Source organism: Acidovorax sp. GW835-FHT14B10, from assembly GCF_058793725.1.
The window spans coordinates 17,343-41,345 of record NZ_JBXAGC010000013.1; the positions used below are offsets into that span (position 1 = coordinate 17,343).

Here is a 24,003-nt window from a genome sequence, read left to right on the forward strand (position 1 = left end):
TGTCTATTCAGTGCCAGGGCACTATGGCACCGCCGTGCTGCCGCCTTGCCGCAGCATGCCCAGCACTTCGTGCACTTCTGGGGTGTCCAGCGGGGCCTGGGGCTCGCGTCGGCGCAGCAGCAGGTCCAGCAGGTCGTTGTCCGCCAGGTCCATCAGGGCCATCAGGCCGTCGGCGTGGCGTTGGGTGAGCTGGGGCTCGAAGCGGGAGAAAAACTGCTCGATGAACAGGTCGTTCTCGAGCAAGCCCCGCCTGCAGCGCCAGTGCAGCCTGCTCAGTGCGCGTTCATCCAGCAGCGGCGAGGCTGCTGCGCAGGCGGTGGTGGAAGTTTCACCCATGGCTTGACGCTCGCTTCAGATGGCGCGACGCACCATCAGTTCCTTGATCTTGCCGATGGCCCGCGTGGGGTTCAGGCCCTTGGGGCACACGTCCACACAGTTCATGATGGTGTGGCAGCGGAACAGGCGGTAGGGGTCTTCGAGGTTGTCGAGGCGCGCTCCCGTGGCATCGTCGCGGCTGTCGGCGATGAAACGGTAGGCCTGCAGCAGGCCGGCGGGGCCCACGAACTTGTCGGGGTTCCACCAGAAGCTGGGGCAGGACGTGGAGCAGCTCGCGCACAGGATGCACTCGTACAGGCCGTTGAGCTCTTCGCGCTCTTCGGGCGACTGCAGGCGCTCGCGGTCGGGTGCCAGTTCTTCGTTGATCAGGTAGGGCTTGATCGAGTTGTACTGCTTGAAGAACTGCGTCATGTCCACGATCAGGTCGCGGATCACGGGCAGGCCCGGCAGCGGCTTGAGCACGATGGTGCCCGTGAGGGTGTTCATGTTCGTCAGGCAGGCCAGGCCGTTCTTGCCATTGATGTTCATGGCATCGGAGCCGCAGACGCCTTCACGGCAGGAGCGGCGGAACGACAGGGTAGGGTCCTGTTCCTTGAGCTTGATCAGCGCGTCCAGCAGCATGCGCTCATGGCCGTCGAGTTCGATCTCGATGGTCTGCATGTAGGGCTTGGCATCCTTGTCCGGATCGTAGCGGTAGATTTGGAATGTGCGTTTTTGCATGTTTCTTCTCTCGTGACGATTTAGAACGTACGGACCTTGGGAGGAACGCTGTCCACCGTCAAAGGCTTGAGGTTGACGGGCTTGTAGTCAAGGCGGCTGCCTTCGCTGTACCACAGCGTGTGCTTGAGCCATTCCTTGTCGTTGCGGCCCAGCGGGAAGTCGGCGTGGTCGGCGGGGTGCTCATAGTCGTACACGGTATGGGCGCCACGGCATTCCTTGCGGGCGGCGGCCGACACCATGGTGGCCTGGGCCACTTCGATCAGGTTGTCCACTTCCAGCGCCTCGATGCGCGCGGTGTTGAACACCTTGGACTTGTCCTTGAGCGTGACGCCAGCGACCTGCTTGCGGATCTCGGCGATCTTCTGGACGCCTTCGTCCATGCTGGCCTGGGTGCGGAACACGCCGGCATGCTGCTGCATGGTGGTGCGGATGTCGCCGGCCAGGGCCTGGGCGTAGATGCCGTCGCTGGATTGGTCGAGCTGGTTCAGGCGCTCCAGTGTGCGGTCGGCTGCATCCTTGGGCAGGGGCTTGTGCTCCTTGTTCTTGTTGTTGAACTCGACGATGTGGCGGCCGGCGGCCTTGCCGAACACCAGCAGGTCCAGCAGCGAGTTGGTACCCAGGCGGTTGGCGCCATGCACGCTCACGCAAGAGCACTCGCCCACGGCATACAGGCCGTTCACCACGGCGTTGTGGATGCCGTTGGCCTGGGTGATGACCTGGCCGTTGATGTTGGTGGGCACGCCGCCCATCTGGTAGTGGATGGTCGGCACCACGGGGATGTCTTCCTTGGTGATGTCGACGTTGGCGAAGTTGACGCCAATCTCGTACACCGAAGGCAGGCGCTTGTGGATGGTGTCCGCACCCAGGTGGCTGAGCTTGAGCATCACATAGTCCTTGTTCGGACCACAGCCACGGCCTTCCTTGATTTCCTGGTCCATCGAACGCGAGACGAAGTCGCGCGGTGCCAGGTCCTTTAGCGTGGGCGCATAGCGCTCCATGAAGCGCTCGCCGTTGCTGTTGAGCAGGATGGCGCCTTCGCCGCGGCAGCCTTCGGTCAGCAGCACGCCGGCACCGGCCACGCCGGTGGGGTGGAACTGCCAGAACTCCATGTCCTGCAATGCAATGCCGGCGCGTGCCGCCATGCCCAGGCCGTCGCCGGTGTTGATGAAGGCGTTGGTCGATGCGGCAAAGATGCGGCCGGCGCCGCCGGTGGCCAGCAGCACGGTCTTGGCTTCCAGGATGTACAGGTCGCCGGTTTCCATTTCGAGGGCGGTCACACCCACCACGTCGCCGTCGGCGTCGCGGATCAGGTCCAGGGCCATCCACTCGACGAAGAAGTTCGTCTTGGCCTTGACGTTCTGCTGGTACAGCGTGTGCAGCATGGCGTGGCCGGTGCGGTCAGCGGCGGCGCAGGCGCGCTGCACGGGCTTTTCGCCGTAGTTGGCGGTGTGGCCACCAAAGGGGCGCTGGTAGATGGTGCCGTCGGGGTTGCGGTCGAACGGCATGCCGAAGTGTTCCAGCTCGTACACCACCTTGGGGGCTTCGCGGCACATGAACTCGATGGCGTCCTGGTCGCCCAGCCAGTCGGAGCCCTTGATGGTGTCGTAGAAGTGGTAGTGCCAGTTGTCCTCGGACATGTTGCCCAGCGAGGCGCTCACGCCGCCCTGGGCGGCCACCGTGTGCGAACGGGTGGGGAACACCTTGGACAGCGAGGCCACGTTCAGGCCTGCGCGGGAGAGTTCAAGCGCGGCGCGCATGCCGGAGCCGCCGGCGCCGACGATGACGACGTCGAACTTGCGCTTGGTGATGTTAGCGTTGGTGTAGCTCATTGTTTTTTGCCTTCAGTCGCGGGAATCAGAGACGCCACAGAACCTGGATGCCCCAGCCGGCGCAGCCGACCAGCCAGACGATGGTGAAAATCTGCAGCACCAGGCGCAGGCCCAGCGGCTTGATGTAGTCCATCCAGATGTTGCGCATGCCGACCCAGACGTGCCAGATGAGCGCGATGATCACGGAGAACGTGAGCACCTTCATCCACTGGCTGGAAAAGATGGCGGCCCAGCGGTCATAGCCGATGGGACCTTTGGTCAGGACCAGCTGTGCGAGCACGATCAGCGTGAACAGTGCCATCAGGACGGCGGTGACGCGCTGGCTCAGCCAGTCGCGCAGGCCATAGTGGGCACCTACGACGGTGCGTTTGTAACCGTAGTTGTCGGACATGGTGGTTTTCCTCTCAGTCGTGGCGCGGCGCGCCGGAACCGGCGCTGCCGCGGGGTGAATCAATACAGGCCGAACAGCTTGGCTGCCAGTACCAGCGTCAGGGCAATGCTGATGACCAGCGTCGTCAGTGCAGAGGTCTTGCCGAACTGCTTGTTGACGGCCTCGTGGCTCACATCCATCCACAGGTGGCGCATGCCGGCGATCATGTGGTGCAGGTAGCCCCAGATCAGCGCCAGCGCGACGAGCTTGATGAACCAGCCCGGAGCGAAACCCAGGCCTGTATTGAACGCGGCCTTGAAGATGCCAAAGGAGATCTCGGACGACACCGAGGTGTCGAACATCCACAGGACGAACGGCAGCAGCAGGAACATGACCGCGCCGCTGGCACGGTGCAGGATCGAAACCCATGCAGCCGGCGTCATGCGGTAAGTGGTGAGGTCCTTGAAGGCGTTGATGTTGCGGAATTCAGGCCGTTTTTTGGCAAGCTCTGTCATGGCGGGGTGCTTTCGTGGATGTAACGACTTTGTAATTGGGAGATGCAAAGAACGCAAAATTCTATTGCAACGCAACAAGTGGGGTTTTCCATTGGTGCAATATTTTGATGTTTCTGCTCAAGTGCCAGCGTGCTGTCAGCTCAATTCGTTGTGGTAATGATGGGTGTCGGTGCGGTAAAGACCCCGCCGTAACTCCATGGGAACATCGTTGTAGGTGTAGGCGATGCGCTCCACGCTCAAAAGGGGCGTGCCCACGGTGGTTTGCAAAAGCCGTGCCTGCTCGCCATCGGGCAGTACGGCGCGGATTTTTTCTTCGGCCCGGACCATGCGAACGCCATAGTCGAGTTCAAACATGGCGTAGGTCGGGCCCTGGTAGCCGGCCATGTGTTCTGCCGTCAGGCCTTTGAAGGCCTGGCCGGGCAGCCAGATGTCTTCCAGAATGGTGGGTTCGCCTGCGAACGACAGGATGCGCCGCGCCTGCACCACCGGGTCGCCGCTGCGCAGCGCCAGGGCGCGTGCCACATCGGCACTGGCGCGCACGCGCCGGCACTCCAGTACGGTGCGTTGCGCCGGGCCCTCCACCCGGGCATCGCCGCTGTCGGGCAACAGCTTCAGAAAGCGGTATTGCACATGTTGCTCGGCATGGGTGGCCACGAAGGTGCCCTTGCCCTGGCGCCGCACCACGAGGTTTTCGGCCGCCAGTTCGTCGATCGCCTTGCGCACCGTGCCCTGGCTGACGCGAAACCGTGCCGCCAAGTCCATTTCGCTGGGAATGGCTTCGCCGGGCTTCCATTCGCCCTGTTGCAGGCTCTGCAGGATCAAGGCCTTGATCTGCTGGTACAGCGGACTGAACGCCGGTGTCACTGCGCCCGCACCACCGAGGTGTGGCGCGGGTGCATCGACGTTGAATGGAGGCGAGGACATGGCTGGGAGCGGGGTGGATCGGCTTTGCGAGGTGGTCTCGCGGATGGATGACCGGGGTCGATCATATCTTATATAAGACATAAGACAAATTGACCTATCGCAGCAATCGGCGGTACACTCCAAGGCTGTTTTGCGGGGCACGGGCTGCTGGTAACAGGCGCTGGTGCTTGCGTTGCACCCTTACCTGTTTTTTCCCACTTCCTGGAGTTTTCACCATGAGCAAGAAGCCCGTCCGTGTTGCCGTTACCGGCGCTGCTGGTCAAATCGGTTACGCCCTGTTGTTCCGCATCGCCTCCGGCGAAATGCTGGGCAAGGACCAGCCCGTCATCCTGCAGTTGCTCGAAGTGCCCGTGGAAGGCCCTCAAAAAGCCCTCAAGGGCGTGATGATGGAACTCGATGACTGCGCGTTCCCGCTGCTGGTTGAGATGACCGCACACAGCGACCCCATGACCGCTTTCAAGGATGCCGATTACGCCCTGCTGGTCGGTTCGCGCCCCCGTGGCCCCGGCATGGAGCGCGCCGAGCTGCTGGCCGTCAACGGCGCCATCTTCACCGCACAGGGCAAGGCCCTGAATGCCGTGGCTTCGCGCGACGTGAAGGTGCTGGTCGTGGGCAACCCCGCCAACACCAACGCCTACATTGCCATGAAGTCGGCTCCTGACCTGCCACGCAAGAACTTCACCGCCATGCTGCGCCTGGACCACAACCGTGCTGCCAGCCAGATCGCCGCCAAGACCGGCAAGGCCGTGGCCGACATCGAAAAACTCACCGTCTGGGGCAACCACTCGCCCACGATGTACGCCGACTACCGTTTCGCCACCATCAACGGCGAAAGCGTCGCCAAGATGATCAACGACCAGGAATGGAACGCCAATGTGTTCCTGCCCACGGTGGGCAAGCGCGGCGCCGCCATCATCGAAGCCCGCGGCCTGTCGTCGGCCGCCTCGGCAGCCAACGCGGCCATCGACCACATGCGCGACTGGGCCCTGGGCACCAACGGCAAATGGGTCACCATGGGCATTCCTTCGGATGGCCAGTACGGCATTCCCAAGGACACCATGTTCGGCTTCCCTGTCACCTGCGAAAACGGCGAGTACAAGATCGTTGAAGGCCTGGAAATCGACGCGTTCTCCCAGGAACGCATCAACAAGACGCTGGAAGAGCTGCAAGGCGAGCAAGACGGCGTCAAGCACCTGCTGTGATCCCATGAGCGTTGTGCGCCACCCAGACCCGCTCACTGCCGCTCAAGGGGGCGGGTCTGCCCATCCCCGTGATGTGCTGCTTGGCGCCCAGGCGGCTTCGGCCGCCTTGCCGGTGTGCGATCACTACAGCGGTGCGCCGGCGCGCATGCTCAAGAGCCTGCAGTTGCAGGCCCAGATGACCGAAGAGTTCGGCGCCTGCGTCTTCGACGTGACGCTCGATTGCGAAGACGGTGCCCCGGTCGGCGACGAAGCGGCGCACGCGGCCCTGGTGGCCCGGCTGGCGCGCGATGCCGCCCCGGCGGCCCGTGTGGGTGCGCGTGTGCATCCCGTGGACCACCCCGCATTTGCCCATGACGTGGCCACCATCGCCGGTGAAGCCGGCCACCGGCTCACCCACATCATGCTACCCAAGGTCGAGTCGGTGGATGACGTTGTGCGGGCTGAAAAGGCCTTGCAGCGTGCATCGGCCGGCCACCTGCCCCTGCAGGTATTGATCGAATCGCCCGCCGCGGTGCACCGTGCGTTCGAGATCGCAGCGCACCCGCTGGTGCAAAGCCTGAGCTTCGGGCTGATGGATTTTGTATCGGCCCATGGCGGCGCCATACCCGCCTCGGCCATGACCTCCTCGGGCCAGTTCACGCACCCGCTGGTGGTGCGTGCCAAGCTGGAAATCGCCTCTGCCTGCCATGCCCACGGCAAGGTGCCCTCGCATTGCGTGGTGACCGAATTCAGCGACATGGCGGCCATGCAGGCCGCAGCCAGCTGCGCAGCCCGCGAGTTTGGCTACACGCGCATGTGGAGCATCCACCCGGCGCAGATCCGACCCATCCTGGCGGCCTTTGCGCCCACGCAGGATGACATTGAAGTTGCATCAAAAATAATAGCTTCTGCCGCAGACGCTGATTGGGCTCCGATCAGTTTTGATGGCACATTGCACGACCGTGCCAGTTTCCGTTACTACTGGCAGGTCCTGGAACGTGCGCACAGCACCGGGCGCAGCTTGCCCCCGGCCGTGCGCGCGTGGTTTGTCCCGCTCCTCCCCTGAACCCCTATCCGCAGGATCTCTGATGAAAACCTTTATCGCTTCTGCCCTGATGCTGCTGGCGCCTGCTTTCGTGCTGGCCCAGACTCCCTCCCAGCCCGCAGCCAAACCTGCAGCCAAGCCTGCAGCCAAGCAGGCCACCAAGTCCGCAGCCAAGGCCCCTGCCAAAACCAAGGTGGTCAAGGCGGAACCTCCCAGCAGCCGGACCCAGCTCAGGTCCGCCACCGGGCAGGTGGCAGCGGGCATCATGGCCGCCGAGGCCGCCCTGTCGCCCGCCGAGCTGGCTATTGCCGAGCGCGTGCATGTCGGCCGTATCGCGTGCGAGCTGGGTGCCCACGTCACGCTCAAGGCCGACCCTGCCTCGCCCGGCCATTTCGATGTCGAAGGCAAGGGCTTCAAGTACCGCATGGCCCCGGTCGCAACCACCACTGGCGCCGTGCGCCTGGAAGACCAGAAGGGCGGCGCTGTCTGGCTGCAGATTGCCAACAAGTCCATGCTCATGGACCAGAAGCGCGGGCAGCGCCTGGCCGACGAGTGCATGAGCCCCGAGCAGAACCTGGTGGCCGAGGCCATCAAGAAGAACCCGCCCCCCAGCGTTCTGGAACCCCTGCCCATCGCCAAGCAATAACGATTGCGGTGCGTCCGGTGTCCGGCACGCACCCGCCCCACTTTGAATAGAACGCAACCGGAGAAAATTGATGTTGAAAGCCTACCGTGACCATGTGGCAGAACGCGCTGCATTGGGCATTCCACCACTGCCCCTGAGCGCCAAGCAGACCAGCGAACTGATCGAGCTGCTGAAGAACCCGCCCGCTGGCGAGGAAGCCACTCTGGTCGATCTGATCACGCACCGCGTGCCCGCCGGTGTGGACGACGCCGCCAAGGTCAAGGCCAGCTACCTGGCCGCCGTGGCCCATGGCACGGAGGTGTGCAGCCTCATCGGCCGCGAGAAGGCCACGCAACTGCTGGGCACCATGCTGGGTGGCTACAACCTCACGCCGCTGATCGATCTGCTGGACGACGCTGCCGTGGCCTCGGTGGCCGCCGAAGCGCTCAAGAAGACGCTGCTCATGTTCGACCAGTTCCATGACGTCAAGGAAAAGGCCGACAAGGGCAACGCCTTCGCCAAGTCCGTGCTGCAGAGCTGGGCCGATGCCGAGTGGTTCACCAGCCGCCCCGAAGTGCCGCAAAGCATCAAGCTCACGGTGCTCAAGGTCACGGGCGAAACCAACACCGATGACCTGTCGCCTGCGCCCGACGCCTGGAGCCGCCCCGACATCCCGCTGCATGCGCTGGCCATGCTCAAGAACAAGCGCGACGGCATCACGCCCGAAGAAGACGGCAAGCGCGGTCCGGTGAAATTCATCGAAGACCTGCGCGCCAAGGGCAACCTCGTGGCCTATGTGGGCGACGTGGTCGGTACCGGTTCTTCCCGCAAGTCCGCCACCAACAGCGTGCTGTGGTTCACCGGCGAAGACATTCCCTTCGTGCCGAACAAGCGCTTCGGCGGCGTCTGCCTGGGCTCCAAGATCGCTCCGATCTTCTACAACACCATGGAAGACGCTGGCGCGCTGCCGATCGAGCTCGACGTGAGCCAGATGAACATGGGCGACGAGATCGAGTTGCGTCCCTATGAAGGCAAGGCCTTCAAGGATGGCAAGGTGATCGCCGAGTTCACGGTCAAGAGCGATGTGCTGTTCGACGAAGTGCGCGCCGGTGGCCGCATTCCGCTGATCATCGGCCGTGGCCTGACCACCAAGGCACGCGAGGCCCTGGGTCTGGCGCCCTCCACGATGTTCCGCCTGCCGCAGGTGCCCGCCGCTACCGGCAAGGGCTTCACGCTGGCGCAGAAGATGGTCGGGCGCGCTTGCGGCCTGCCTGAAGGCCAGGGCGTGCTGCCGGGCACCTACTGCGAACCCCGCATGACCTCGGTTGGCTCGCAGGACACCACCGGTCCCATGACCCGCGATGAGCTGAAAGACCTGGCCTGCCTGGGCTTCAGCTCCGACCTGGTGATGCAATCGTTCTGCCACACGGCTGCATACCCCAAGCCCGTGGACGTGAAGATGCACCACGAGCTGCCTGATTTCATCAGCACGCGCGGCGGCATCTCGCTCAAGCCCGGCGACGGCATCATCCACAGCTGGCTCAACCGCATGCTGCTGCCCGATACCGTGGGCACGGGCGGCGACTCGCACACCCGTTTCCCCATCGGCATCAGCTTCCCGGCCGGCTCCGGTCTGGTGGCCTTTGCTGCGGCTACGGGCGTCATGCCGCTCGATATGCCTGAATCGGTGCTGGTGCGCTTCAAGGGCCAGATGCAGCCCGGCGTCACGCTGCGCGACCTGGTGCACGCGATTCCGCTGTACGCCATCAAGGCAGGGCTGCTGACGGTGGCCAAGCAGGGCAAGGTCAACATCTTCTCGGGCCGCATCCTCGAAATCGAAGGCTTGCCCGATATGAAGGTCGAGCAGGCGTTCGAGCTGTCCGATGCCTCGGCCGAGCGCTCTGCCGCCGGTTGCACCGTGCGCCTGAACAAGGAGCCGATCATCGAGTACATCAACTCGAACATCGTGCTGCTCAAGAACATGATCGCCCAGGGCTACGCCGACGCGCGCACCATCGGCCGCCGCATCCAGGCCATGGAAGCCTGGCTGGCCAAGCCCGAGCTGCTGGCGCCCGATGCCGACGCCGAATACGCCGCCGTGATCGAGATCGACCTGGCCGAGATCACCGAACCCATCGTCTGCTGCCCGAACGACCCCGATGACGCCAAGACGCTGTCGGACGTGGCCGGCGCCAAGATCGACGAAGTGTTCATCGGCTCTTGCATGACCAACATCGGCCATTTCCGCGCGGCTTCCAAGCTGCTCGAAGGCAAGAAGGACATCCCGGTCAAGCTGTGGATGGCGCCTCCGACCAAGATGGACGCGCACCAGCTCACCGAAGAAGGCCACTATGGCGTGTTCGGTGCCGCCGGTGCCCGCATGGAAATGCCGGGCTGCTCGCTGTGCATGGGCAACCAGGCACAGGTCAAGGAAGGCGCCACCGTGATGTCCACCAGCACGCGCAACTTCCCCAATCGCCTGGGCAAGAACACCAATGTGTACCTGGGTTCCGCCGAGCTGTCGGCCATCGCCTCCAAGCTGGGCCGCATTCCGACCAAGGCCGAATACCTGGCCGACATCGGTGTGATCAACGCCAACGGCGACAAGATCTACAAGTACATGAACTTCGACCAGATCGCCGAGTACAAGGACGTGGCCGACGGCGTGGCCGCCTGAGCGGTTCCCGCCCTCCACGGTTGAAAAAAAGCCCGGTGCTCGCAAGAGCACCGGGCTTTTTGCTGTTGTCTTTATTGGCGCTTATCGAATAAGGGTGTCGTCTTGCTAAAGGATGAACACTCGTCGCGTGAGCGCCGCATGGGTTTTCGTGTCGGGGGATGTCCCCGGGCGCGTAGTCCTGGTCTATCGGGAAGGGGGGCTATGTTTTCGCGGCTGCGCTCAGATGGGTCAGTAGTGCCTGCACCAGCGGATTAGCGGGCGCGCTGCGCCACATCGCCAGCATTTCGGAGGATGGGTGGGTGCCCTGCAGTGGCCGGAATACCAGGCGCGGCAGGCCCACGCGTTCCAGCGCGGCAGGTACCAGGGCCACGCCTTGGCCCAGCGAGACCAGCGAGATCACTGACAGCCAGTGGCGCACCTCGTGGCGCACCTCGGGCGCGAAGCCGTGGGCCAGGCACATCTCGTAGATGCGCTGGTGGTAGGTGGGCGAGACCAGGTTGGAAAACAGGATAAGCCGGTCATTGTGCAGCTCGGCGAGGTCAACGTTGGCGCGGGCACACAGTGGGTGTTGCTCGGGCAGGCAGACCACAAAAGGTTCTTCCATGATCAGCTGGCTGGCAATGCCCTTGGGCGGCTGGATGGAGTGCACCAGCGCCACGTCCAGCCGCATCTGCAGCAGACCCTGGATCTGCTCCGCGCTGTTGGCCTCCAGCATGTCCACGCGCACCTGGGGGTGGGACCGCTGCAACTGTTCCAGCGCCTGGGGCAGGCCGCGGTACAGGCTGGAGCCCACGAAGCCCAGGCGCAGGTGGCCGCGCGTGCCCTGGGCCACGTCGCGTGTTTCCTGGGCCGCCTGGTGGCTCAAATCCAGCAGCTGGCGCGCCTTGCCCAGCAGATGTTCGCCCGCCGCCGTGAGCCGCACGCCCTTGCTGCTGCGCTCGAACAGCTGCGCCTGGAGCTCTTCCTCCAGCTGCTTGATGGCCACGCTCAGCGGCGGCTGGGAAATGCACAGCCGCTGGGCCGCACGACTGAAGTGCAGCTCCTCGGCCAGGGTCACGAAGTAGTGCAGCAGCCGCAGTTCCATGGCCATAAGAATTCAAGATAAGTATTGAAGAAGTGTTTAATGATATTGGACTTGAATACTTAAGGCGGGTGCAATGGCGGTCACGACAATGCTCAGGAGACTTGCCATGTCCGCCAATGACTCGATCCAGATGACCGCCCTGGCCCAGGCCAGCGCCGCCGCCCACCCCGTGCCCGACCGCGGCCACGTGAACTACTACACCAGCGACACCGAGCTGCAGCAGCTGCTGGCGCTGTACCTGCCGGCCGACCTGTATGCCCACCTGCAGCCCTACTTCGAGCGCATGGGTGAGCTGGCTGGTGGCGCCGTGGACGATTGGGCGCTGGAGGCCGACCGCAACCCGCCGACGCTGGAGATGCGTTCGCGCGCCGGCAAGGAGGTGCAGCGCATCGTCAAGCACCCGGCCTATATCGAAATGGAAAAGGTCGCCTACCAGCAGTTCGGCCTGGCCGCGATCTCGCACCGCGAGGACATGCTGGGCTGGAAGGGCAAGATGCCGCCCATCGTCAAGTACGCGCTGACCTATCTGTTCGTGCAGTCGGAGTTCGGCCTGTGCTGCCCGCTGTCGATGACGGACTCGCTCACGCGCACGCTCAAAAAATACGGCGAGCAGAAGCTGGTGGACAAATACCTGCCCACGCTGCTGGCCATGGATTTCGACGCGAGCGTGCAGGGCTCGATGTTCATGACCGAGCAGGCCGCGGGCTCGGATATCGCCAATACGCTGACCATGGCCTACCCGCAGGAGGACGGCAGCTGGCGCCTGTATGGTGAGAAGTGGTTCTGCTCCAACCCCGACGCGGGCTTTGGCATGGTGCTGGCGCGCGTCGATGGCGGGCCGCCCGGCATGAAGGGCATCTCGCTGTTCCTGCTGCCGCGCATCAAGGACGACGGCAGCACCAACCACTACCACATCGTGCGCCTGAAGGACAAGATGGGCACACGCTCCATGGCCAGCGGCGAGATCCGCATGGACGGCGCCGTGGCCTATCTGGTGGGCGAGCAGGGCCGGGGCTTCGTGCAGATGGCCGACATGGTGAACAATTCGCGCCTCTCGAACGGCATGCGCTCGGCCGGCATGATGCGCCGCGCCGTGGCCGAGGCCGAGTTCATCGCCCGCGAGCGCTGGGCGTTCGGTCGCCGTCTGCAGGATCTGCCGTTGATGCGGGTGCAGCTGGACAAGCTGCGCGTGCCAGCCGAGCAGGCGCGCACCATGGTGTTCCAGACGGCGCAGACGCTGGCGCGTTCGGATGCGGGCGACAAGACGGCCTACGCGCTCCTGCGCATCCTCACGCCCCTGATCAAGTTCCGCGCCTGCCGCGACGCGCGCAAGGCCACGGGCGATGCCATGGAGGTGCGCGGCGGCTGCGGCTACATCGAGGAGTGGGCCGACCCGCGCCTGGTGCGTGATGCCCATCTGGGCTCGATCTGGGAGGGCACGAGCAACATCGTGGCGCTGGATGTCGTGCGCGCCATCAAGCGCGAGGGCTCGCTGCCGGTGCTCAACGACTACCTGCGCGGCCTGCTGGCCGAGACCGGCGCCATCACCGCTGCCTACCGCCAGGCCCTGGAGCAGGCGCTGGCGCGTGCGATCCGGCTGGGCGAACGCGCCGCGGCGGAGGGGGGCGAGCGGCTGGCACGCCAGGCCGCCTCCGGCCTGTACCACTGCACCACGGCCATTGCCATGGCCTGGGAGGCGGGCCAGACCGGTTCGGCCGAGCGCCTGCGCCTGTCGCAACTGGTGCTTGCGCACCGCGTGCTGCCGCGCGACCCGCTGGCCGATGGCGGTGTGCCGGCCGACTGGCTGGCCTGAATAGGGGCCGGAACCCAGGCACCCCTCAGTGGGGGAATGCGATTGAAGCGCTTCTCCATCAAGCGCAAGCAGCTAATAAAACCACAGAAGGAGACAGACCATGCAGATTGCCAAACGTGCCGTGTTCGGCCTGATCGCGGGTGCCGCCCTGGCGGCGGCCCTGCCCGCCGGGGCGCAGGACAAATTTCCAGAGCGCCCTGTCACATTCGTCGTACCGTTCCCGCCCGGCGGGCCCACCGACGCCATGGCGCGCATCCTGGCCATCGAGCTGACGCGCGAATTGGGCCAGAGCGTGGTAGTGGACAACCGTGCCGGCGCGGGTGGCAACATCGGCGCCGATGCCGTGGCGCGTGCCACCCCCGACGGCTACACCATCATGTTCGGCACCTCGGGGCCGCTGGCCATCAACCACAGCTTGTACAAGGGCCTCAAATACGACCCGCGCACCAGCTTCGAGCCCATCATCTACGTGGGCTACCTGCCCAACGTCCTGGTGGTGCGCCCCAATCTCGGCGTGAACAGCGTGCAGGAGCTGATTGCCAAGGAGAAGGCCAAGCCCGGCACGCTCCATTTCGCCTCCTCGGGCAATGGCGCTTCCTCGCACCTGGCCGGTGTGCTGTTCAACGGCATGGCGGGCACGCAGCTGGTGCATGTGCCCTACAAGGGCACGGGGCCGGCACTCAACGATCTGCTGGCGGGGCAGGTGGACATGACCTTTACCGACATCCTCACCGCCATGCCCTACATCAAGAGCGACAAGGTGAAAGCCCTGGGCGTGGCCACGGCCAGGCGCTCCAGCGCCATGCCGGGCATCCCCACCATCGCCGAGCAGGGCGGCAACGACCTGAAGGGCTATGACGTGAGTGTGTTCTTCGGCGTGGTGGCCCCCAAGGGCACGCCCGCCGAACGCCTCAAGGTGCTCAACCAGGCGTTCACGCGCGTGTTGGCGACAGACAAGGTCAAGCAGACCTTTGCGGCGCAGGGGCTGGAGGCATCGCCTGACCAAACGCCAGCCCACCTGGGGCACTTCATCAAGACCGAGGTTGACAAATGGGCCAGGGTGGTTGAGCAGTCAGGCGTGCGGCTTGATTGACCCGCGCCTTGCCCATCCACTGACGACACAGGAGACAAATATGCACAACGACAAGTTTTCGCGCCGCCAAATGCTGGCGGCAGCTATTGCGGGCTCGATGGCAACAGCGCTGCATCCGGTGGCAGCAGCGCAGCCTGACGGATTTCCTGCCAAGCCAGTTCGGTTGGTAGTTCCTTACGGAGCTGGCGGTCCGACCGACACGCACCTGCGCGTGATCGCACAGCAGGCTGGTGCGCTGCTCAAGCAGCCCGTCATCATTGACAACAAGCCAGGCGCCAACGGCACCTTTGGCGCTGCTGAACTTGCGCGTGCGCAGCCCGATGGTTACACCATCGCAGTGCTGCCCGCCAGTGTGTACCGCGAGCCCTACCTCAATCGCGTGAACTTCGATCCGATGAAGCTCACCTACCTCATGGGCATGACGGATTACACCTTCGGGCTGGCCGTGCGGCAGGACGCGCCCTGGAAAAACTGGAGTGATTTTCTGGCCGACGCACGCAGGCGCCCAGGCAAGGTCTCCGTCGGCGCAGCCGGGCCGGTGCAGACACCCAGCATTGTGCTGAGCGAGTTGGTGCAGACTGTGAACGTCGATTTCAACCGCGTGCCCTACAAGGGTGATGCGGAGCAGGCGACCGATTTGCTGGGTGGCCACATCGATGCGGGTGTGCTCTCCGGTATGGCGTCATCGCACATCCAGTCCGGCCGGATGCGCTACCTGGTGATGTTCACGCCCAAGCGGGTGCCGCAGTTCCCGGATGTGCCCACGCTGCGCGAGGAGGGTGTCGATGTAGTGATTGAGTCTCCGTATGGTATTGCGGGGCCGGAAGGTTTGTTGTCCGAGCGGGCACGGATTCTGCACGACGCATTCAAGGCAGCACTGGAATCGGCAGAGGGGCGCAAGATCCTCGACCAGCTCAACCAGCCGCTCAATTACCGCAGTTCGGAGGAGTTCGCGCAGTACGCAAAGAACACTTTTACCCGCGAGAAGGGCCGGATGGAGCGTTTCAAATCCACTTTCAGCACGCAACCCAAGTGAGCGGCGGTGCGTTTGACACGATGAATCCACACCCATGAATACCAGTGCCACACCTTCTTGCGCGGGCGCGCTCGCAGGCATCAAAGTGCTCGATCTTTCGCGCATCCTGGGCGGGCCGCTGTGTGGCCAGATCCTGGGCGACCATGGGGCCGATGTGCTCAAGGTGGAGCCACCGCAGGGCGACGACACGCGCGCGTGGGGGCCGCCCTTCCGCGACGGCGTGGCGTCGTACTACTTCGGCCTGAACCGCAACAAGCGTATCCAGTTCCTCGATCTGTCGGCCGCAGAAGGCCAGCAGCGCGTGCGCGAGCTCATGGCCCAGGCCGACGTGGTGGTGGAGAATTTCAAGGTCGGCACCATGGAGAAGTGGGGCATCGGCTACGAGCAGGTGCGGCATGACTTTCCGCACCTGGTCTGGTGCCGGGTGACGGGCTTCGGCGCCGACGGCCCGCTGGGCAACCTGCCGGGCTACGACGCCGCCATCCAGGCCATGGCCGGGCTCATGAGCATCAACGGCGATGCCGACGGCGACCCGCTGCGCGTGGGACTGCCCGTGGTGGACATGGTCACGGGCCTGAACGCCGTGATCGGCGTGCTGCTGGCGCTGCACGAGCGCGCCAGGAGCGGCTTGGGGCAGCTGGTGGATGCCGCGCTGTACGACTCGGGCTTGTCACTTTTGCACCCGCACGCGGCCAACTGGTTCATGAGCGGCAAGATCCCGCAGCGCACGGGCAATGCCCACCCCAATATCTACCCCTACGACGTGATCCGTACGGGCAGCGCGCCTATTTTCCTGGCGGTTGGGAACGACCGGCAGTTCCGGCTGCTGTGCAAGCACATCGACCAGGAAGCGCTGGCCGACGACGAGCGTTTCGCCACGGCGGGCCAGCGCTCGGTGCATCGCGCCGTGCTCAAGCCCCTGCTGGAGCAGGCGTTCGCGGCCCACGACGGTGTGCCGCTGGCCGATGCGCTGATGGCTATCGGCGTGCCCGCCGCCCCGGTGCTGAACGTGGAGCAGGCCTTGCAGCATCCGCATACCCTGCACCGCGACATGGTGGTGCGCATGGACGGCTACCAGGGCCTGGGAGCTCCCGTGAAGCTGGGACGCACGCCGGCCAGCTACCGGTTCGCGCCCTTGAGCGAGGGGCAGGATTTCTTGCCCATGGCGGAGAGTGATCGGACGCTGAAATGAGGGTGCGGATCAGCCCTGCCCGGCGTTGAGCCCGGCAGGTTGCAGCAAGCGCGCGATCAAGGCTCCCACCACAGAGCCATCCAACGGAATGCGCACGCGCAGAGGGTTGCCCAAAGCCACTTGCATCGGCTCCCCATCCAGGCTCCGCATCTGCGTGAGCCGCAGCGTGCGGTTGCCGCTGGGATGGATGATCTCCAGCATGTCGCCCACGGTAAAGCGGTTCTTGGTCTCCACCTCGGCCCAGCCGTCTTGCACGGCCTTGACTTCACCGACGAACTGGCTGCGCTGGTTTTCGGAGCTGCCGGTCTCGTAGTTCTGGTAGTCGTTGGCGGGGCGGCGCTCCAGGAAACCCGCGGTGTAGCCGCGGTTGGACAGGCCTTGGAGCTCGGTGATGAGCTCGGGGTTGAACGGGCGGCCGGCCACGGCATCGTCGATGGCGCGGCGGTAGATCTGCGCCGTGCGCGAGACGTAGTACTGGCTCTTGGTGCGCCCCTCGATCTTGAGCGAGTCGACACCGATCTCCACCAGCCGCTGCACATGCTCGACGGCGCGCAGGTCCTTGCTGTTCATGATGTAGGTGCCGTGCTCGTCTTCCATGATGGGCATGAGCTGGCCGGGGCGTTCTTTTTCTTCGAGTAGATAGACCTGGTCGGCCAGCGGGTGGCGCGCGCCGCCGCCGCAGGCGGCAAAGGCCGCGTTGTCGTCTTCCTGGGCCTGCTGAAAGTGGAAGTCGCCGTCCATGCGCTGGGCCATGGCTTCGCCCGTGTTGGGGTCCACCGCTGCGGGTTGCGTGGCGTAGTTCCAGCGGCAGGCATTGGTGCAGGTGCCCTGGTTGCTGTCGCGGCGGTTGAAGTAGCCCGAGAGCAGGCAGCGGCCCGAGTAGGCGATGCACAGCGCGCCGTGCACGAACACTTCGAGCTCCATGTCGGGGCATTCCTGGCGGATCCTGGCGATCTCGTCGAGAGAGAGTTCGCGCGACAGGATGATGCGCTTGACGCCCACCTGCTGCCAGAACTTCACCGCCGCGTAGTTGGTGGTGTTGGCCTGTACCGAGAGGTGGATTTCCGCCCCGGGCCAGCGCTCGCGCACCATCATGATCAGGCCGGGGTCGGCCATGATGAGGGCATCGGGCCGCATGGCGATGATGGGCTCGATGTCGCGCAGGTAGGTGCGCACCTTGTCGTTGTGCGGCAGCAGGTTGCTGGTGAGAAAGAACTTCTTGCCGCGCGCATGAGCTTCCTCGATGCCCTGCTGGATCTGCTCCAGGCGGAACTCGTTGTTGCGCGCGCGCAGGGAATAGCGCGGCTGGCCGGCATAGACGGCATCGGCGCCGAAGTCGTAGGCGGCGCGCATCTTGGCGAGCGAGCCGGCGGGCAGCAGAAGTTCGGGGCTTTTCAGGGTCATGTGTCGATTGTGGCCGAGGCCATGAAAACGGCTCTGCGCTGGCTCAGCAAAACGGCAGGTTGGGGTCGGGGTGCGCCGAAGCGGCGCCACAGCCCGTGCGCCGGGTTTTTCAGTCCTGTGGGCGAAAACCTATATCCAGCGTGGACGGGACGCGCCCGTCCACATCGCGGGGCAGCGACCCGGTCTTGTCGAGTGCGCGCAGTACGGCGTCGTCCCAGGCCTTGTTGCCGCTGGACTGGATCAGTTTCGTGCCCACGATGGTGCCATCGGGGGCGGCGCGCACCTGCACCACGGCGCGCGGGTTGCCTGCCACGGCGTCGGGGTACACGATGTTGGGCCGGACCTTGGCGGCCACCTTGCCCCCATAGCTGCCCGAGGGGCCGGAGCTCTGTCTGGCGGTGCCCGTGGCGGTTTCGCCTCCGGTCGCTCCGGCGAGGCCCTGCATGCGGCGGATATTTTCCTGACGGCGGGCTTCGGCGGCCTTGGCGCTGGCCTTTTCGGCGGCTTCCTGCTTGCGCTGGTCTTCCTGGGCCTGGCGCTTCTTGTCCTCGGCCAGCTGCTTTTGCTTTTCCAGCCGCTCTTTCTCGCGCTCGGCCTTCTCCTTTTGCAGGCGGTCCTTTTTTTCTTGCTCCAGGCGCTCGCGGCGTTCCTCTTCCTTGCGTTCGCGCTCACGCTTCTCGCGGTCGAGCTGCTGCTGGCGCTCTTTCTTTTCTTGTTCCAGGCGCTTTTTCTCGCGCTCGATGGCGATGTCGGCTTCGCGGGTGTCCGGTGCAGCCTGCCGTGGAGGTGGCGGCGGGGCAGGGGTGGGCCGGGGTGGCACGGGCACCGGCTCGGGTGGGGGCGCCGGGGGTTCGACCGCGCGGGGGGCTGCCTGTTGCGGGACGGCCGACCACAGTTCGGCCTCCACGGCCGGCATGTCGGCGCTGCTTTTCCAATTCACTCCCCATGTCAGGGCGCCAATCAGGATGGCGTGCGCCAGCACGGCCAGCGCAATGGCGCGCAGGCGGGCCGGCGGGCGGGGTGGGGCAAACTGGTCGCGGTCGTCGTGGGCGTGCATGCGATTTCGATGGGGGCGGGTCGGTGCTCAGCCGCCGCTCTTGACGGCCAGTGCGACGCGGGGCACACCGGCCTGTTGCAGGGCCGACATGGCCTTCATGACCGATTCGTAGGAAACGTTCTTGTCGGCGCTGATGAGCACGGGCGTGTCCTCGGGCTGGTCCTTGAGCCAGTTCCTGGCCGTGGCGCCCAGGCTTTGCAGCGGCACCGGGCGCTCGTTGCCGTCGGCCTTGAAGCGCACGCTGCCGTCCTTTTCAACGATCACGTCGGCGCGTGTCTTGGGCACCTTGGCACCTTTGCCGACGGAGGGCACATTGACGGAACTGGGCGTGAGCATGGGCGCCGTCACCATGAAGATGATGAGCAGCACCAGCATCACGTCGATGAAGGGCACCATGTTGATCTCGTTCATGGAGCGGCGGCGGCTGCCGGTGCGCGAGGCCATTGCGGGCATGTCGGTCTCCAGGCTCAGTGGCCCGAGGGCGAGCCGGGGTGGGCGCCCAGGTTGCGCTGCAGGATGTTGGAGAACTCCTCGATGAAGGTCTCCTGGTGGGTGGCCACGCGGTCGATGTCGCGCGCGAAGCGGTTGTAGGCAATCACGGCGGGAATGGCGGCAAACAGGCCCAGGGCGGTGGCCACCAGCGCTTCGGCGATGCCAGGTGCCACGGTGGCCAGCGTGACCTGCTCCATGCCGGCAAAGCCCGTGAAGGCGTGCATGATGCCCCACACCGTGCCGAACAGGCCCACATAGGGGCTGACCGAGGCCACCGAGCCCAGGAAGGACAGGCTGGATTCGACCACGTCCATCTCGCGCTGGAAGCTGGCGCGCATGGCGCGGCGGGCACCGTCGAGCAGCGTGCCGGGGTCGGTGATGCGGCGTTCGCGCAGCTTCTGGTGTTCGCGCATGCCGCTGGCAAAGATGCGTTCCATCGGCCCGGCGCTCTTGGCGTTCTGCGCGGCGCTGGCGTACAGGTCGTTGAGGCTGGTGCCCGACCAGAAGTCGCGCTCGAAATCCTCGTTGAGCGCCTTCACGCGCTTCAGGGCGAACAGCTTGCGAAAGATGGCGGCCCAGCTGGCGACGGAGACGCCCAGCAGCAGCAGCATGACGAGTTGTACCACCCAGCTGGCGTGCAGCACCAGGGAGACGATGGACATGTCTTGGGAATTCATGAAAGTTGTTCCAGAAGGGTGTTCGGGATTCTTGCGGGACGCATGCTCGCGGCGTCCACCCAGCCGATACGGATGGTGCCTTCGCTCAGCAGAATGGGTGGTTGGCTGGATATTTGCTCATTATTCAATAGCGCCTGCTGCACTATTGTCAAGGATGCACGGCCTGTTTCCTGCAAATGGGCGGTAACAATGAGTGCATCGTCAAGGCGGGCCGGGCGCAGATAGCGCAGGCGGGCATCGGTTACGACGAACATCCCGCCCGTTTGTTCCCGCAATCGCTGCTGGCCCAGGCCCAGCGAGCGCAGCCACTCGGTGCGGGCACGCTCGAAGAACTTGAGGTAGTTGGCATAGAAAACGATGCCGCCGGCATCGGTGTCTTCCCAATAGATGCGGATGGGGAATTCGAACGCCATGGTGGTCATCAGCCCAGCAGCGAGCGCAGGCGCGCCACCGATTCCTGCAATTGCGCCATCGAATTGGCGGTGGAAAAACGCACGAAACGCTGTGTTTCGGCAGTGCCGAAGTCGCGCCCCGGCGTCACGGCCACATGGGCGCGGCGCATGACTTCATACGCAAAATCCCAGCTGCCCTGCACGCCGAGTTTTTCGCAGGCGCGGGTGCAATCGGCCCAGGCATAAAAGGCGCCGTCGGGCATCACGGGCACGGCCAGGCCCAGGGCCTGCAGTTCGGGGATGAAGTAGTCGCGGCGGGCCTTGAACTCGGCACGGCGGCGTTCGTATTCGGCGATGCTCTCGGCCTCGAAGCAGGCCATGGCCGCCAGTTGCGACACGGTGCTGGCGCAGATGAACAGGTTCTGCGCCAGGCGCTCGACCACGGGCACCATGGCATCGGGCACCACCATCCACCCGAGGCGCCAGCCGGTCATGTTGAAGTACTTGCTGAAACTGTTGATGCTGATGACGTGGTCGTCGATGGCCAGCGCCGTCTGGCCGAAGGCGTCGTCGTACGACAGGCCCAGGTAGATCTCGTCGATCATCGTCACGCCGCCGCGCTCCTGCACCACGCCGTGGATGCGGCGCAGCTCGCCCGGCGAAATGGACGTGCCCGTGGGGTTGGAGGGCGAGGCCAGCAGAACACCGCGCGTCTTGCTGTTCCAGGCCGCTTGCACCTTCTCGGCGCTCAGCTGGTAGCGCTCGGCGGCGGTGGTGGGAACCAGCACGGCATTGCCTTCGGCGGCGCTCACGAAATGCCGGTTGCAGGGGTAGCTGGGGTCGGGCATCAGCACCTCGTCGCCGGCCTCGATCAGTGCCAGGCAGGCCAGGTGCAGCGCCGCCGAGGCGCCCGCCGTGACCACGATGCGGCGGGCCGGCACGTTGACGCCGAAGCGCTGCTGGTACCAGCCGCTGATGCGCTCGCGCAGGGGCTCGTAGCCCAGCGACTGTGTGTACTGCGTGGCGCCGTCGTGCACGGCGCGTGCGGCGGCTTCCTGCACCAGCGGGGGCGCCGTGAAATCGGGCTCGCCAATGTTCAGGAAGATCATGGGCTGGCTGCTGCCCGCCACCTCGCGGGCCATGGCCTGTGCGGCCTTGGCCACTTCCATCACATAAAACGGATCAATGCGCTCGGCGCGCCTGGAAAACTTCATGGGGAGAGGTCCTGCCCGCGCGGGGCGGCGTGGCGAAAAAGGGCGGGCCGCAGGCGGCCCCTGGGGTGCCGTTTCAGGCGCTGGCGCTGGTGCCGGCGGCTGCGGGCGCTGCGCCCTTGTCGGCCGCCACCTCGGCTGCGCGCAGGCGGGGCGCCAGGCCGTTGAGCACGGCATTCACATACTTGTGGCCATCGGTGCCGCCAAATTCCTTGGCCAGCTCGATGCACTCGTTGAGCACCACGCGCCACGGCACATCCAGGCAGTGCTGGAACTCGTACACGCCGATCCACATGGCGGCGTGCTCGATGGGCGAGATCTCGGCCATCTTGCGGTCGAGCAGCGGCGTGATCAGGGCATCGAGTTCAGCGGAGGCGTTGATGCAGCCGTGCAGCACGGCGTTGTAGTGCGCGGCGTCGGCCTTGTGAAAGCCGGCCAGGTCGCGCGTGAACGAATCAATGGCCGCGGCCTCGTTGCGCCCCACGAGGTGCTGGTACAGCGCCTGCAGCACAAACTCGCGGGCGCGGCTGCGGTTGGATTTGGAGGCTGCCTTGCGCACGCCATTGCTTTTCAGCCCGGTGCGGGCCTGTTTCGGGGGGCTGGCAGACGGGGGCGCGGCGGGGGTGGTGGGATCGCTCATGACAGTTCTTCCAGCAGATTGGCCATTTCCACCGCCACGCGGGCGGCATCGCGGCCCTTGTCGGTCTGGCGGGCAATCGCCTGCTCCAGGTTCTCGGTGGTGATGATGGCGTTGGCAATGGGCAGCTGGTAGTCGAGCGACAGCCGGGTCACGCCCGCGCCGGATTCGTTGGCCACCAGTTCGAAGTGGTAGGTTTCGCCGCGGATGATGCAGCCCAGGGCGATCAGTGCGTCGAAGCTGTCGCTTTCGGCCATGGCCTGCAGGGCCACGGGTACTTCCAGGGCGCCCGGCACCAGCACATGCTGGATGTGCTTTTCGGGCACGCCCAGGGCCCGCAGCTCGTCGAGGCAGGCTTGGGCCAGCGCGTTGGTGATGCCTTCGTTGAAGCGGGCCTGGACGATGCCGATGTGCAGTTTCTTGCCATCGAGCTTGTCCGCTGTTCCTTTGTCTGCGCCAAACATGGTTTATTCCTTCGGGATGTAGCCGGTGATTTCGAGTCCGTAGCCGGCCATGCTGGGCATGCGCCGCGGCTGGCCCATGAGCTGCATCTTGTGCACGCCCACTTCGCGCAGGATCTGGGCGCCCACGCCGTAGGTGCGCAGGTCCATGCGGCCGCGCTCGGGGGCCTGCGAGGCACGCGCCGTGCCTTCGAACTGCTCCAGCAACTGCGCGGCGCTTTCGCCGCAATTGAGCAGCACGGCCACGCCCTGGCCCTGGCTGGAGATGTAATGCAGGCTGGTGTCCAGGCCCCACGAGTGCATGGAGCGGTTCACTTCGAGTGCATCGAGCACCGACAGCGGCTCGTGCACGCGCACGGGCACCACGTCGTCGGCGCTCCACTCGCCCTTGACCAGGGCCAGGTGCACGGCCCGGCTGGGCTTGTCGCGGTAGGCGTGGGCGGTGAACTCGCCGTAGGCCGTCTGCAGGGTGCGCTGGCCCATCTTCTCGATCAGCGATTCATTGCGGCTGCGGTGCTCGATCAGGTCGGCGATGGTACCGATCTTGATGCCGTGTTCGGCGGCAAAAATCTGCAGATCGGGCAGGCGCGCCATGGTGCCGTCGTCTTTCATGATCTCGCAGATCACGGCGGCGGGGCTGCAGCCGGCCATGGCCGAGAGGTCACAGCCGGCCTCGGTGTGGCCCGCGCGCATGAGCACGCCGCCGTCCACCGCCTGCAGCGGGAAGACATGGCCGGGCTGCACCAGGTCGGCGGCCTGGCTGCCCTTGGCCACGGCCACCTGGATGGTGCGCGCGCGGTCGGCGGCCGAGATGCCGGTGGTCACGCCCTCGGCGGCCTCGATCGAGACCGTGAAGGCCGTGCTGTACACGGTGCCGTTGCGCGTGGCCATGGGCGGCAGCTTGAGGTGCTCGCAGCGTTCGCGGGTGAGCGTCAGGCAGATCAGGCCGCGGCCGAAGCGCGCCATGAAATTGATGGCTTCGGGCGTGACATGTTCGGCGGCCAGGACCAGGTCGCCTTCGTTTTCACGGTCTTCTTCGTCCACCAGGATGACCATGCGCCCGGCGCGCATCTCGGCCACGATGTCTTGCACCGGTGAGATGTGCGCGGGGGTGAGGGGGGTGTTCATTGGGAGGGCTTTCGTTGGGGGCCGCAGTGAGCGGTCGGGCGGCAGCGCAGGTTCCCGAGGCCAGACGGCTGTGCGGGCCCGCTAGGCCCGCCCCAAAGAACATG

24 protein-coding genes are annotated in these 24,003 nt (G+C 65.2%); 8 read left to right on the top strand and 16 right to left on the bottom strand.

Annotation, left to right across the window (positions count from 1 at the left end):
* Positions 1-21: 21 nt before the first annotated feature.
* The 6 genes from AC1Q5S_RS11575 to AC1Q5S_RS11600 form a co-directional block, all read right to left on the bottom strand.
* Positions 22-336, bottom strand: coding sequence for an FAD assembly factor SdhE (locus tag AC1Q5S_RS11575; protein WP_303834829.1), 315 nt, complete (start codon positions 334-336; stop codon positions 22-24).
* A gap of 15 nt (positions 337-351) precedes the next feature.
* Positions 352-1,056 (bottom strand): succinate dehydrogenase iron-sulfur subunit, encoded by a 705-nt coding sequence (locus tag AC1Q5S_RS11580; protein ID WP_092700718.1) that lies wholly within the window; start codon positions 1,054-1,056, stop codon positions 352-354.
* A 20-nt stretch (positions 1,057-1,076) separates the two neighbouring features.
* Positions 1,077-2,885 carry a succinate dehydrogenase flavoprotein subunit gene (gene sdhA, locus AC1Q5S_RS11585; RefSeq protein WP_303834832.1) on the bottom strand — a complete coding sequence of 603 codons (1,809 nt, stop codon included), beginning with the start codon at positions 2,883-2,885 and terminating at the stop codon, positions 1,077-1,079.
* 25 nt (positions 2,886-2,910) lie between these two features.
* Positions 2,911-3,276: a succinate dehydrogenase, hydrophobic membrane anchor protein gene (sdhD, locus tag AC1Q5S_RS11590; RefSeq protein ID WP_303834834.1), complete on the bottom strand. Its 366-nt coding sequence runs from the start codon at positions 3,274-3,276 to the stop codon at positions 2,911-2,913.
* 59 nt (positions 3,277-3,335) lie between these two features.
* Entirely contained in the window at positions 3,336-3,770 is a 435-nt protein-coding gene (gene sdhC, locus AC1Q5S_RS11595; protein ID WP_303834836.1) for a succinate dehydrogenase, cytochrome b556 subunit, read from the bottom strand.
* A 135-nt stretch (positions 3,771-3,905) separates the two neighbouring features.
* On the bottom strand, positions 3,906-4,694 hold the full coding sequence (locus AC1Q5S_RS11600) for a GntR family transcriptional regulator (protein WP_303834838.1): 789 nt from the start codon (positions 4,692-4,694) through the stop codon (positions 3,906-3,908).
* A gap of 215 nt (positions 4,695-4,909) precedes the next feature.
* Here AC1Q5S_RS11600 and AC1Q5S_RS11605 point away from each other — a divergent pair, with 215 nt between their 5' ends.
* The 4 genes from AC1Q5S_RS11605 (at position 4,910) to acnB (ending at position 10,222) form a co-directional block, all read left to right on the top strand.
* The gene (locus AC1Q5S_RS11605; RefSeq protein ID WP_092700729.1) at positions 4,910-5,896 is read left to right on the top strand and encodes a malate dehydrogenase; all 987 of its coding nucleotides are present in this window, start codon (positions 4,910-4,912) and stop codon (positions 5,894-5,896) included.
* A 4-nt stretch (positions 5,897-5,900) separates the two neighbouring features.
* Entirely contained in the window at positions 5,901-6,941 is a 1,041-nt protein-coding gene (locus AC1Q5S_RS11610) for an HpcH/HpaI aldolase/citrate lyase family protein (RefSeq protein WP_422203739.1), read from the top strand.
* 22 nt (positions 6,942-6,963) lie between these two features.
* Entirely contained in the window at positions 6,964-7,566 is a 603-nt protein-coding gene (locus AC1Q5S_RS11615) for a hypothetical protein (protein WP_303834842.1), read from the top strand.
* Positions 7,567-7,636: 70 nt separating this feature from the next.
* Positions 7,637-10,222: a bifunctional aconitate hydratase 2/2-methylisocitrate dehydratase gene (gene acnB / locus AC1Q5S_RS11620; protein WP_422203737.1), complete on the top strand. Its 2,586-nt coding sequence runs from the start codon at positions 7,637-7,639 to the stop codon at positions 10,220-10,222.
* A gap of 199 nt (positions 10,223-10,421) precedes the next feature.
* On the opposite strand, the gene AC1Q5S_RS11625 is transcribed toward acnB, so the two are convergent.
* Entirely contained in the window at positions 10,422-11,306 is an 885-nt protein-coding gene (locus AC1Q5S_RS11625) for a LysR family transcriptional regulator (RefSeq protein WP_303834847.1), read from the bottom strand.
* A 106-nt stretch (positions 11,307-11,412) separates the two neighbouring features.
* On the opposite strand from AC1Q5S_RS11625, the gene AC1Q5S_RS11630 reads away from it, so the two are divergent.
* The 4 genes from AC1Q5S_RS11630 (at position 11,413) to AC1Q5S_RS11645 (ending at position 16,440) form a co-directional block, all read left to right on the top strand.
* Positions 11,413-13,119 carry an acyl-CoA dehydrogenase family protein gene (locus AC1Q5S_RS11630; RefSeq protein ID WP_303834849.1) on the top strand — a complete coding sequence of 569 codons (1,707 nt, stop codon included), beginning with the start codon at positions 11,413-11,415 and terminating at the stop codon, positions 13,117-13,119.
* 100 nt (positions 13,120-13,219) lie between these two features.
* A complete protein-coding gene (locus tag AC1Q5S_RS11635; RefSeq protein ID WP_303834850.1) occupies positions 13,220-14,212 on the top strand; it encodes a Bug family tripartite tricarboxylate transporter substrate binding protein in 993 nt (330 codons plus the stop codon).
* 40 nt (positions 14,213-14,252) lie between these two features.
* Positions 14,253-15,248 carry a tripartite tricarboxylate transporter substrate binding protein gene (locus AC1Q5S_RS11640; protein ID WP_422203734.1) on the top strand — a complete coding sequence of 332 codons (996 nt, stop codon included), beginning with the start codon at positions 14,253-14,255 and terminating at the stop codon, positions 15,246-15,248.
* 34 nt (positions 15,249-15,282) lie between these two features.
* The gene (locus tag AC1Q5S_RS11645; protein ID WP_303834854.1) at positions 15,283-16,440 is read left to right on the top strand and encodes a CaiB/BaiF CoA transferase family protein; all 1,158 of its coding nucleotides are present in this window, start codon (positions 15,283-15,285) and stop codon (positions 16,438-16,440) included.
* Positions 16,441-16,449: 9 nt separating this feature from the next.
* Here AC1Q5S_RS11645 and trhP read toward each other — a convergent pair whose 3' ends face one another.
* From trhP to ribBA, 9 genes are all read right to left on the bottom strand, one after another.
* Positions 16,450-17,844, bottom strand: coding sequence for a prephenate-dependent tRNA uridine(34) hydroxylase TrhP (gene trhP / locus AC1Q5S_RS11650; protein WP_422203731.1), 1,395 nt, complete (start codon positions 17,842-17,844; stop codon positions 16,450-16,452).
* A gap of 109 nt (positions 17,845-17,953) precedes the next feature.
* Positions 17,954-18,901, bottom strand: a complete 948-nt coding sequence (tolA, locus tag AC1Q5S_RS11655; RefSeq protein WP_422203729.1) for a cell envelope integrity protein TolA — start codon at positions 18,899-18,901, stop codon at positions 17,954-17,956.
* A 27-nt stretch (positions 18,902-18,928) separates the two neighbouring features.
* Complete coding sequence (locus tag AC1Q5S_RS11660) at positions 18,929-19,354, bottom strand: ExbD/TolR family protein (protein ID WP_303834857.1); 426 nt, start codon at positions 19,352-19,354, stop codon at positions 18,929-18,931.
* A gap of 14 nt (positions 19,355-19,368) precedes the next feature.
* Positions 19,369-20,070 carry a protein TolQ gene (gene tolQ, locus AC1Q5S_RS11665; protein WP_026436020.1) on the bottom strand — a complete coding sequence of 234 codons (702 nt, stop codon included), beginning with the start codon at positions 20,068-20,070 and terminating at the stop codon, positions 19,369-19,371.
* The gene (gene ybgC / locus AC1Q5S_RS11670) at positions 20,067-20,483 is read right to left on the bottom strand and encodes a tol-pal system-associated acyl-CoA thioesterase (protein WP_303834858.1); all 417 of its coding nucleotides are present in this window, start codon (positions 20,481-20,483) and stop codon (positions 20,067-20,069) included. Before ybgC ends, tolQ begins: the two co-directional genes overlap by 4 nt.
* An 8-nt stretch (positions 20,484-20,491) precedes the next feature.
* Positions 20,492-21,676 (bottom strand): pyridoxal phosphate-dependent aminotransferase, encoded by a 1,185-nt coding sequence (locus AC1Q5S_RS11675; protein WP_303834859.1) that lies wholly within the window; start codon positions 21,674-21,676, stop codon positions 20,492-20,494.
* A 73-nt stretch (positions 21,677-21,749) separates the two neighbouring features.
* Positions 21,750-22,313, bottom strand: a complete 564-nt coding sequence (gene nusB / locus AC1Q5S_RS11680; RefSeq protein ID WP_303834860.1) for a transcription antitermination factor NusB — start codon at positions 22,311-22,313, stop codon at positions 21,750-21,752.
* Complete coding sequence (gene ribH / locus AC1Q5S_RS11685; protein WP_303834861.1) at positions 22,310-22,774, bottom strand: 6,7-dimethyl-8-ribityllumazine synthase; 465 nt, start codon at positions 22,772-22,774, stop codon at positions 22,310-22,312. Before ribH ends, nusB begins: the two co-directional genes overlap by 4 nt.
* A 3-nt stretch (positions 22,775-22,777) precedes the next feature.
* On the bottom strand, positions 22,778-23,899 hold the full coding sequence (ribBA, locus tag AC1Q5S_RS11690) for a bifunctional 3,4-dihydroxy-2-butanone-4-phosphate synthase/GTP cyclohydrolase II (RefSeq protein WP_303834862.1): 1,122 nt from the start codon (positions 23,897-23,899) through the stop codon (positions 22,778-22,780).
* Positions 23,900-24,003: the final 104 nt, after the last annotated feature.

What these genes read in the sequence shown, in the direction of transcription:
- AC1Q5S_RS11660 (WP_303834857.1), bottom strand. Translation starts at nt 19,354, where the DNA reads ATGCCCGCAATGGCCTCGCGCACCGGCAGCCGCCGCCGCTCCATGAAC.
- AC1Q5S_RS11580 (WP_092700718.1), bottom strand. Translation starts at nt 1,056, where the DNA reads ATGCAAAAACGCACATTCCAAATCTACCGCTACGATCCGGACAAGGAT.
- AC1Q5S_RS11675 (WP_303834859.1), bottom strand. Translation starts at nt 21,676, where the DNA reads ATGAAGTTTTCCAGGCGCGCCGAGCGCATTGATCCGTTTTATGTGATG.
- sdhA (WP_303834832.1), bottom strand. Translation starts at nt 2,885, where the DNA reads ATGAGCTACACCAACGCTAACATCACCAAGCGCAAGTTCGACGTCGTC.
- AC1Q5S_RS11600 (WP_303834838.1), bottom strand. Translation starts at nt 4,694, where the DNA reads ATGTCCTCGCCTCCATTCAACGTCGATGCACCCGCGCCACACCTCGGT.
- trhP (WP_422203731.1), bottom strand. Translation starts at nt 17,844, where the DNA reads ATGACCCTGAAAAGCCCCGAACTTCTGCTGCCCGCCGGCTCGCTCGCC.
- ybgC (WP_303834858.1), bottom strand. Translation starts at nt 20,483, where the DNA reads ATGGCGTTCGAATTCCCCATCCGCATCTATTGGGAAGACACCGATGCC.
- AC1Q5S_RS11575 (WP_303834829.1), bottom strand. Translation starts at nt 336, where the DNA reads ATGGGTGAAACTTCCACCACCGCCTGCGCAGCAGCCTCGCCGCTGCTG.
- sdhD (WP_303834834.1), bottom strand. Translation starts at nt 3,276, where the DNA reads ATGTCCGACAACTACGGTTACAAACGCACCGTCGTAGGTGCCCACTAT.
- tolA (WP_422203729.1), bottom strand. Translation starts at nt 18,901, where the DNA reads ATGCACGCCCACGACGACCGCGACCAGTTTGCCCCACCCCGCCCGCCG.
- AC1Q5S_RS11615 (WP_303834842.1), top strand. Translation starts at nt 6,964, where the DNA reads ATGAAAACCTTTATCGCTTCTGCCCTGATGCTGCTGGCGCCTGCTTTC.
- ribH (WP_303834861.1), bottom strand. Translation starts at nt 22,774, where the DNA reads ATGTTTGGCGCAGACAAAGGAACAGCGGACAAGCTCGATGGCAAGAAA.
- AC1Q5S_RS11605 (WP_092700729.1), top strand. Translation starts at nt 4,910, where the DNA reads ATGAGCAAGAAGCCCGTCCGTGTTGCCGTTACCGGCGCTGCTGGTCAA.
- acnB (WP_422203737.1), top strand. Translation starts at nt 7,637, where the DNA reads ATGTTGAAAGCCTACCGTGACCATGTGGCAGAACGCGCTGCATTGGGC.
- AC1Q5S_RS11630 (WP_303834849.1), top strand. Translation starts at nt 11,413, where the DNA reads ATGTCCGCCAATGACTCGATCCAGATGACCGCCCTGGCCCAGGCCAGC.
- AC1Q5S_RS11640 (WP_422203734.1), top strand. Translation starts at nt 14,253, where the DNA reads ATGCACAACGACAAGTTTTCGCGCCGCCAAATGCTGGCGGCAGCTATT.
- sdhC (WP_303834836.1), bottom strand. Translation starts at nt 3,770, where the DNA reads ATGACAGAGCTTGCCAAAAAACGGCCTGAATTCCGCAACATCAACGCC.
- ribBA (WP_303834862.1), bottom strand. Translation starts at nt 23,899, where the DNA reads ATGAACACCCCCCTCACCCCCGCGCACATCTCACCGGTGCAAGACATC.
- AC1Q5S_RS11625 (WP_303834847.1), bottom strand. Translation starts at nt 11,306, where the DNA reads ATGGAACTGCGGCTGCTGCACTACTTCGTGACCCTGGCCGAGGAGCTG.
- AC1Q5S_RS11610 (WP_422203739.1), top strand. Translation starts at nt 5,901, where the DNA reads ATGAGCGTTGTGCGCCACCCAGACCCGCTCACTGCCGCTCAAGGGGGC.
- AC1Q5S_RS11635 (WP_303834850.1), top strand. Translation starts at nt 13,220, where the DNA reads ATGCAGATTGCCAAACGTGCCGTGTTCGGCCTGATCGCGGGTGCCGCC.
- tolQ (WP_026436020.1), bottom strand. Translation starts at nt 20,070, where the DNA reads ATGAATTCCCAAGACATGTCCATCGTCTCCCTGGTGCTGCACGCCAGC.
- AC1Q5S_RS11645 (WP_303834854.1), top strand. Translation starts at nt 15,283, where the DNA reads ATGAATACCAGTGCCACACCTTCTTGCGCGGGCGCGCTCGCAGGCATC.
- nusB (WP_303834860.1), bottom strand. Translation starts at nt 22,313, where the DNA reads ATGAGCGATCCCACCACCCCCGCCGCGCCCCCGTCTGCCAGCCCCCCG.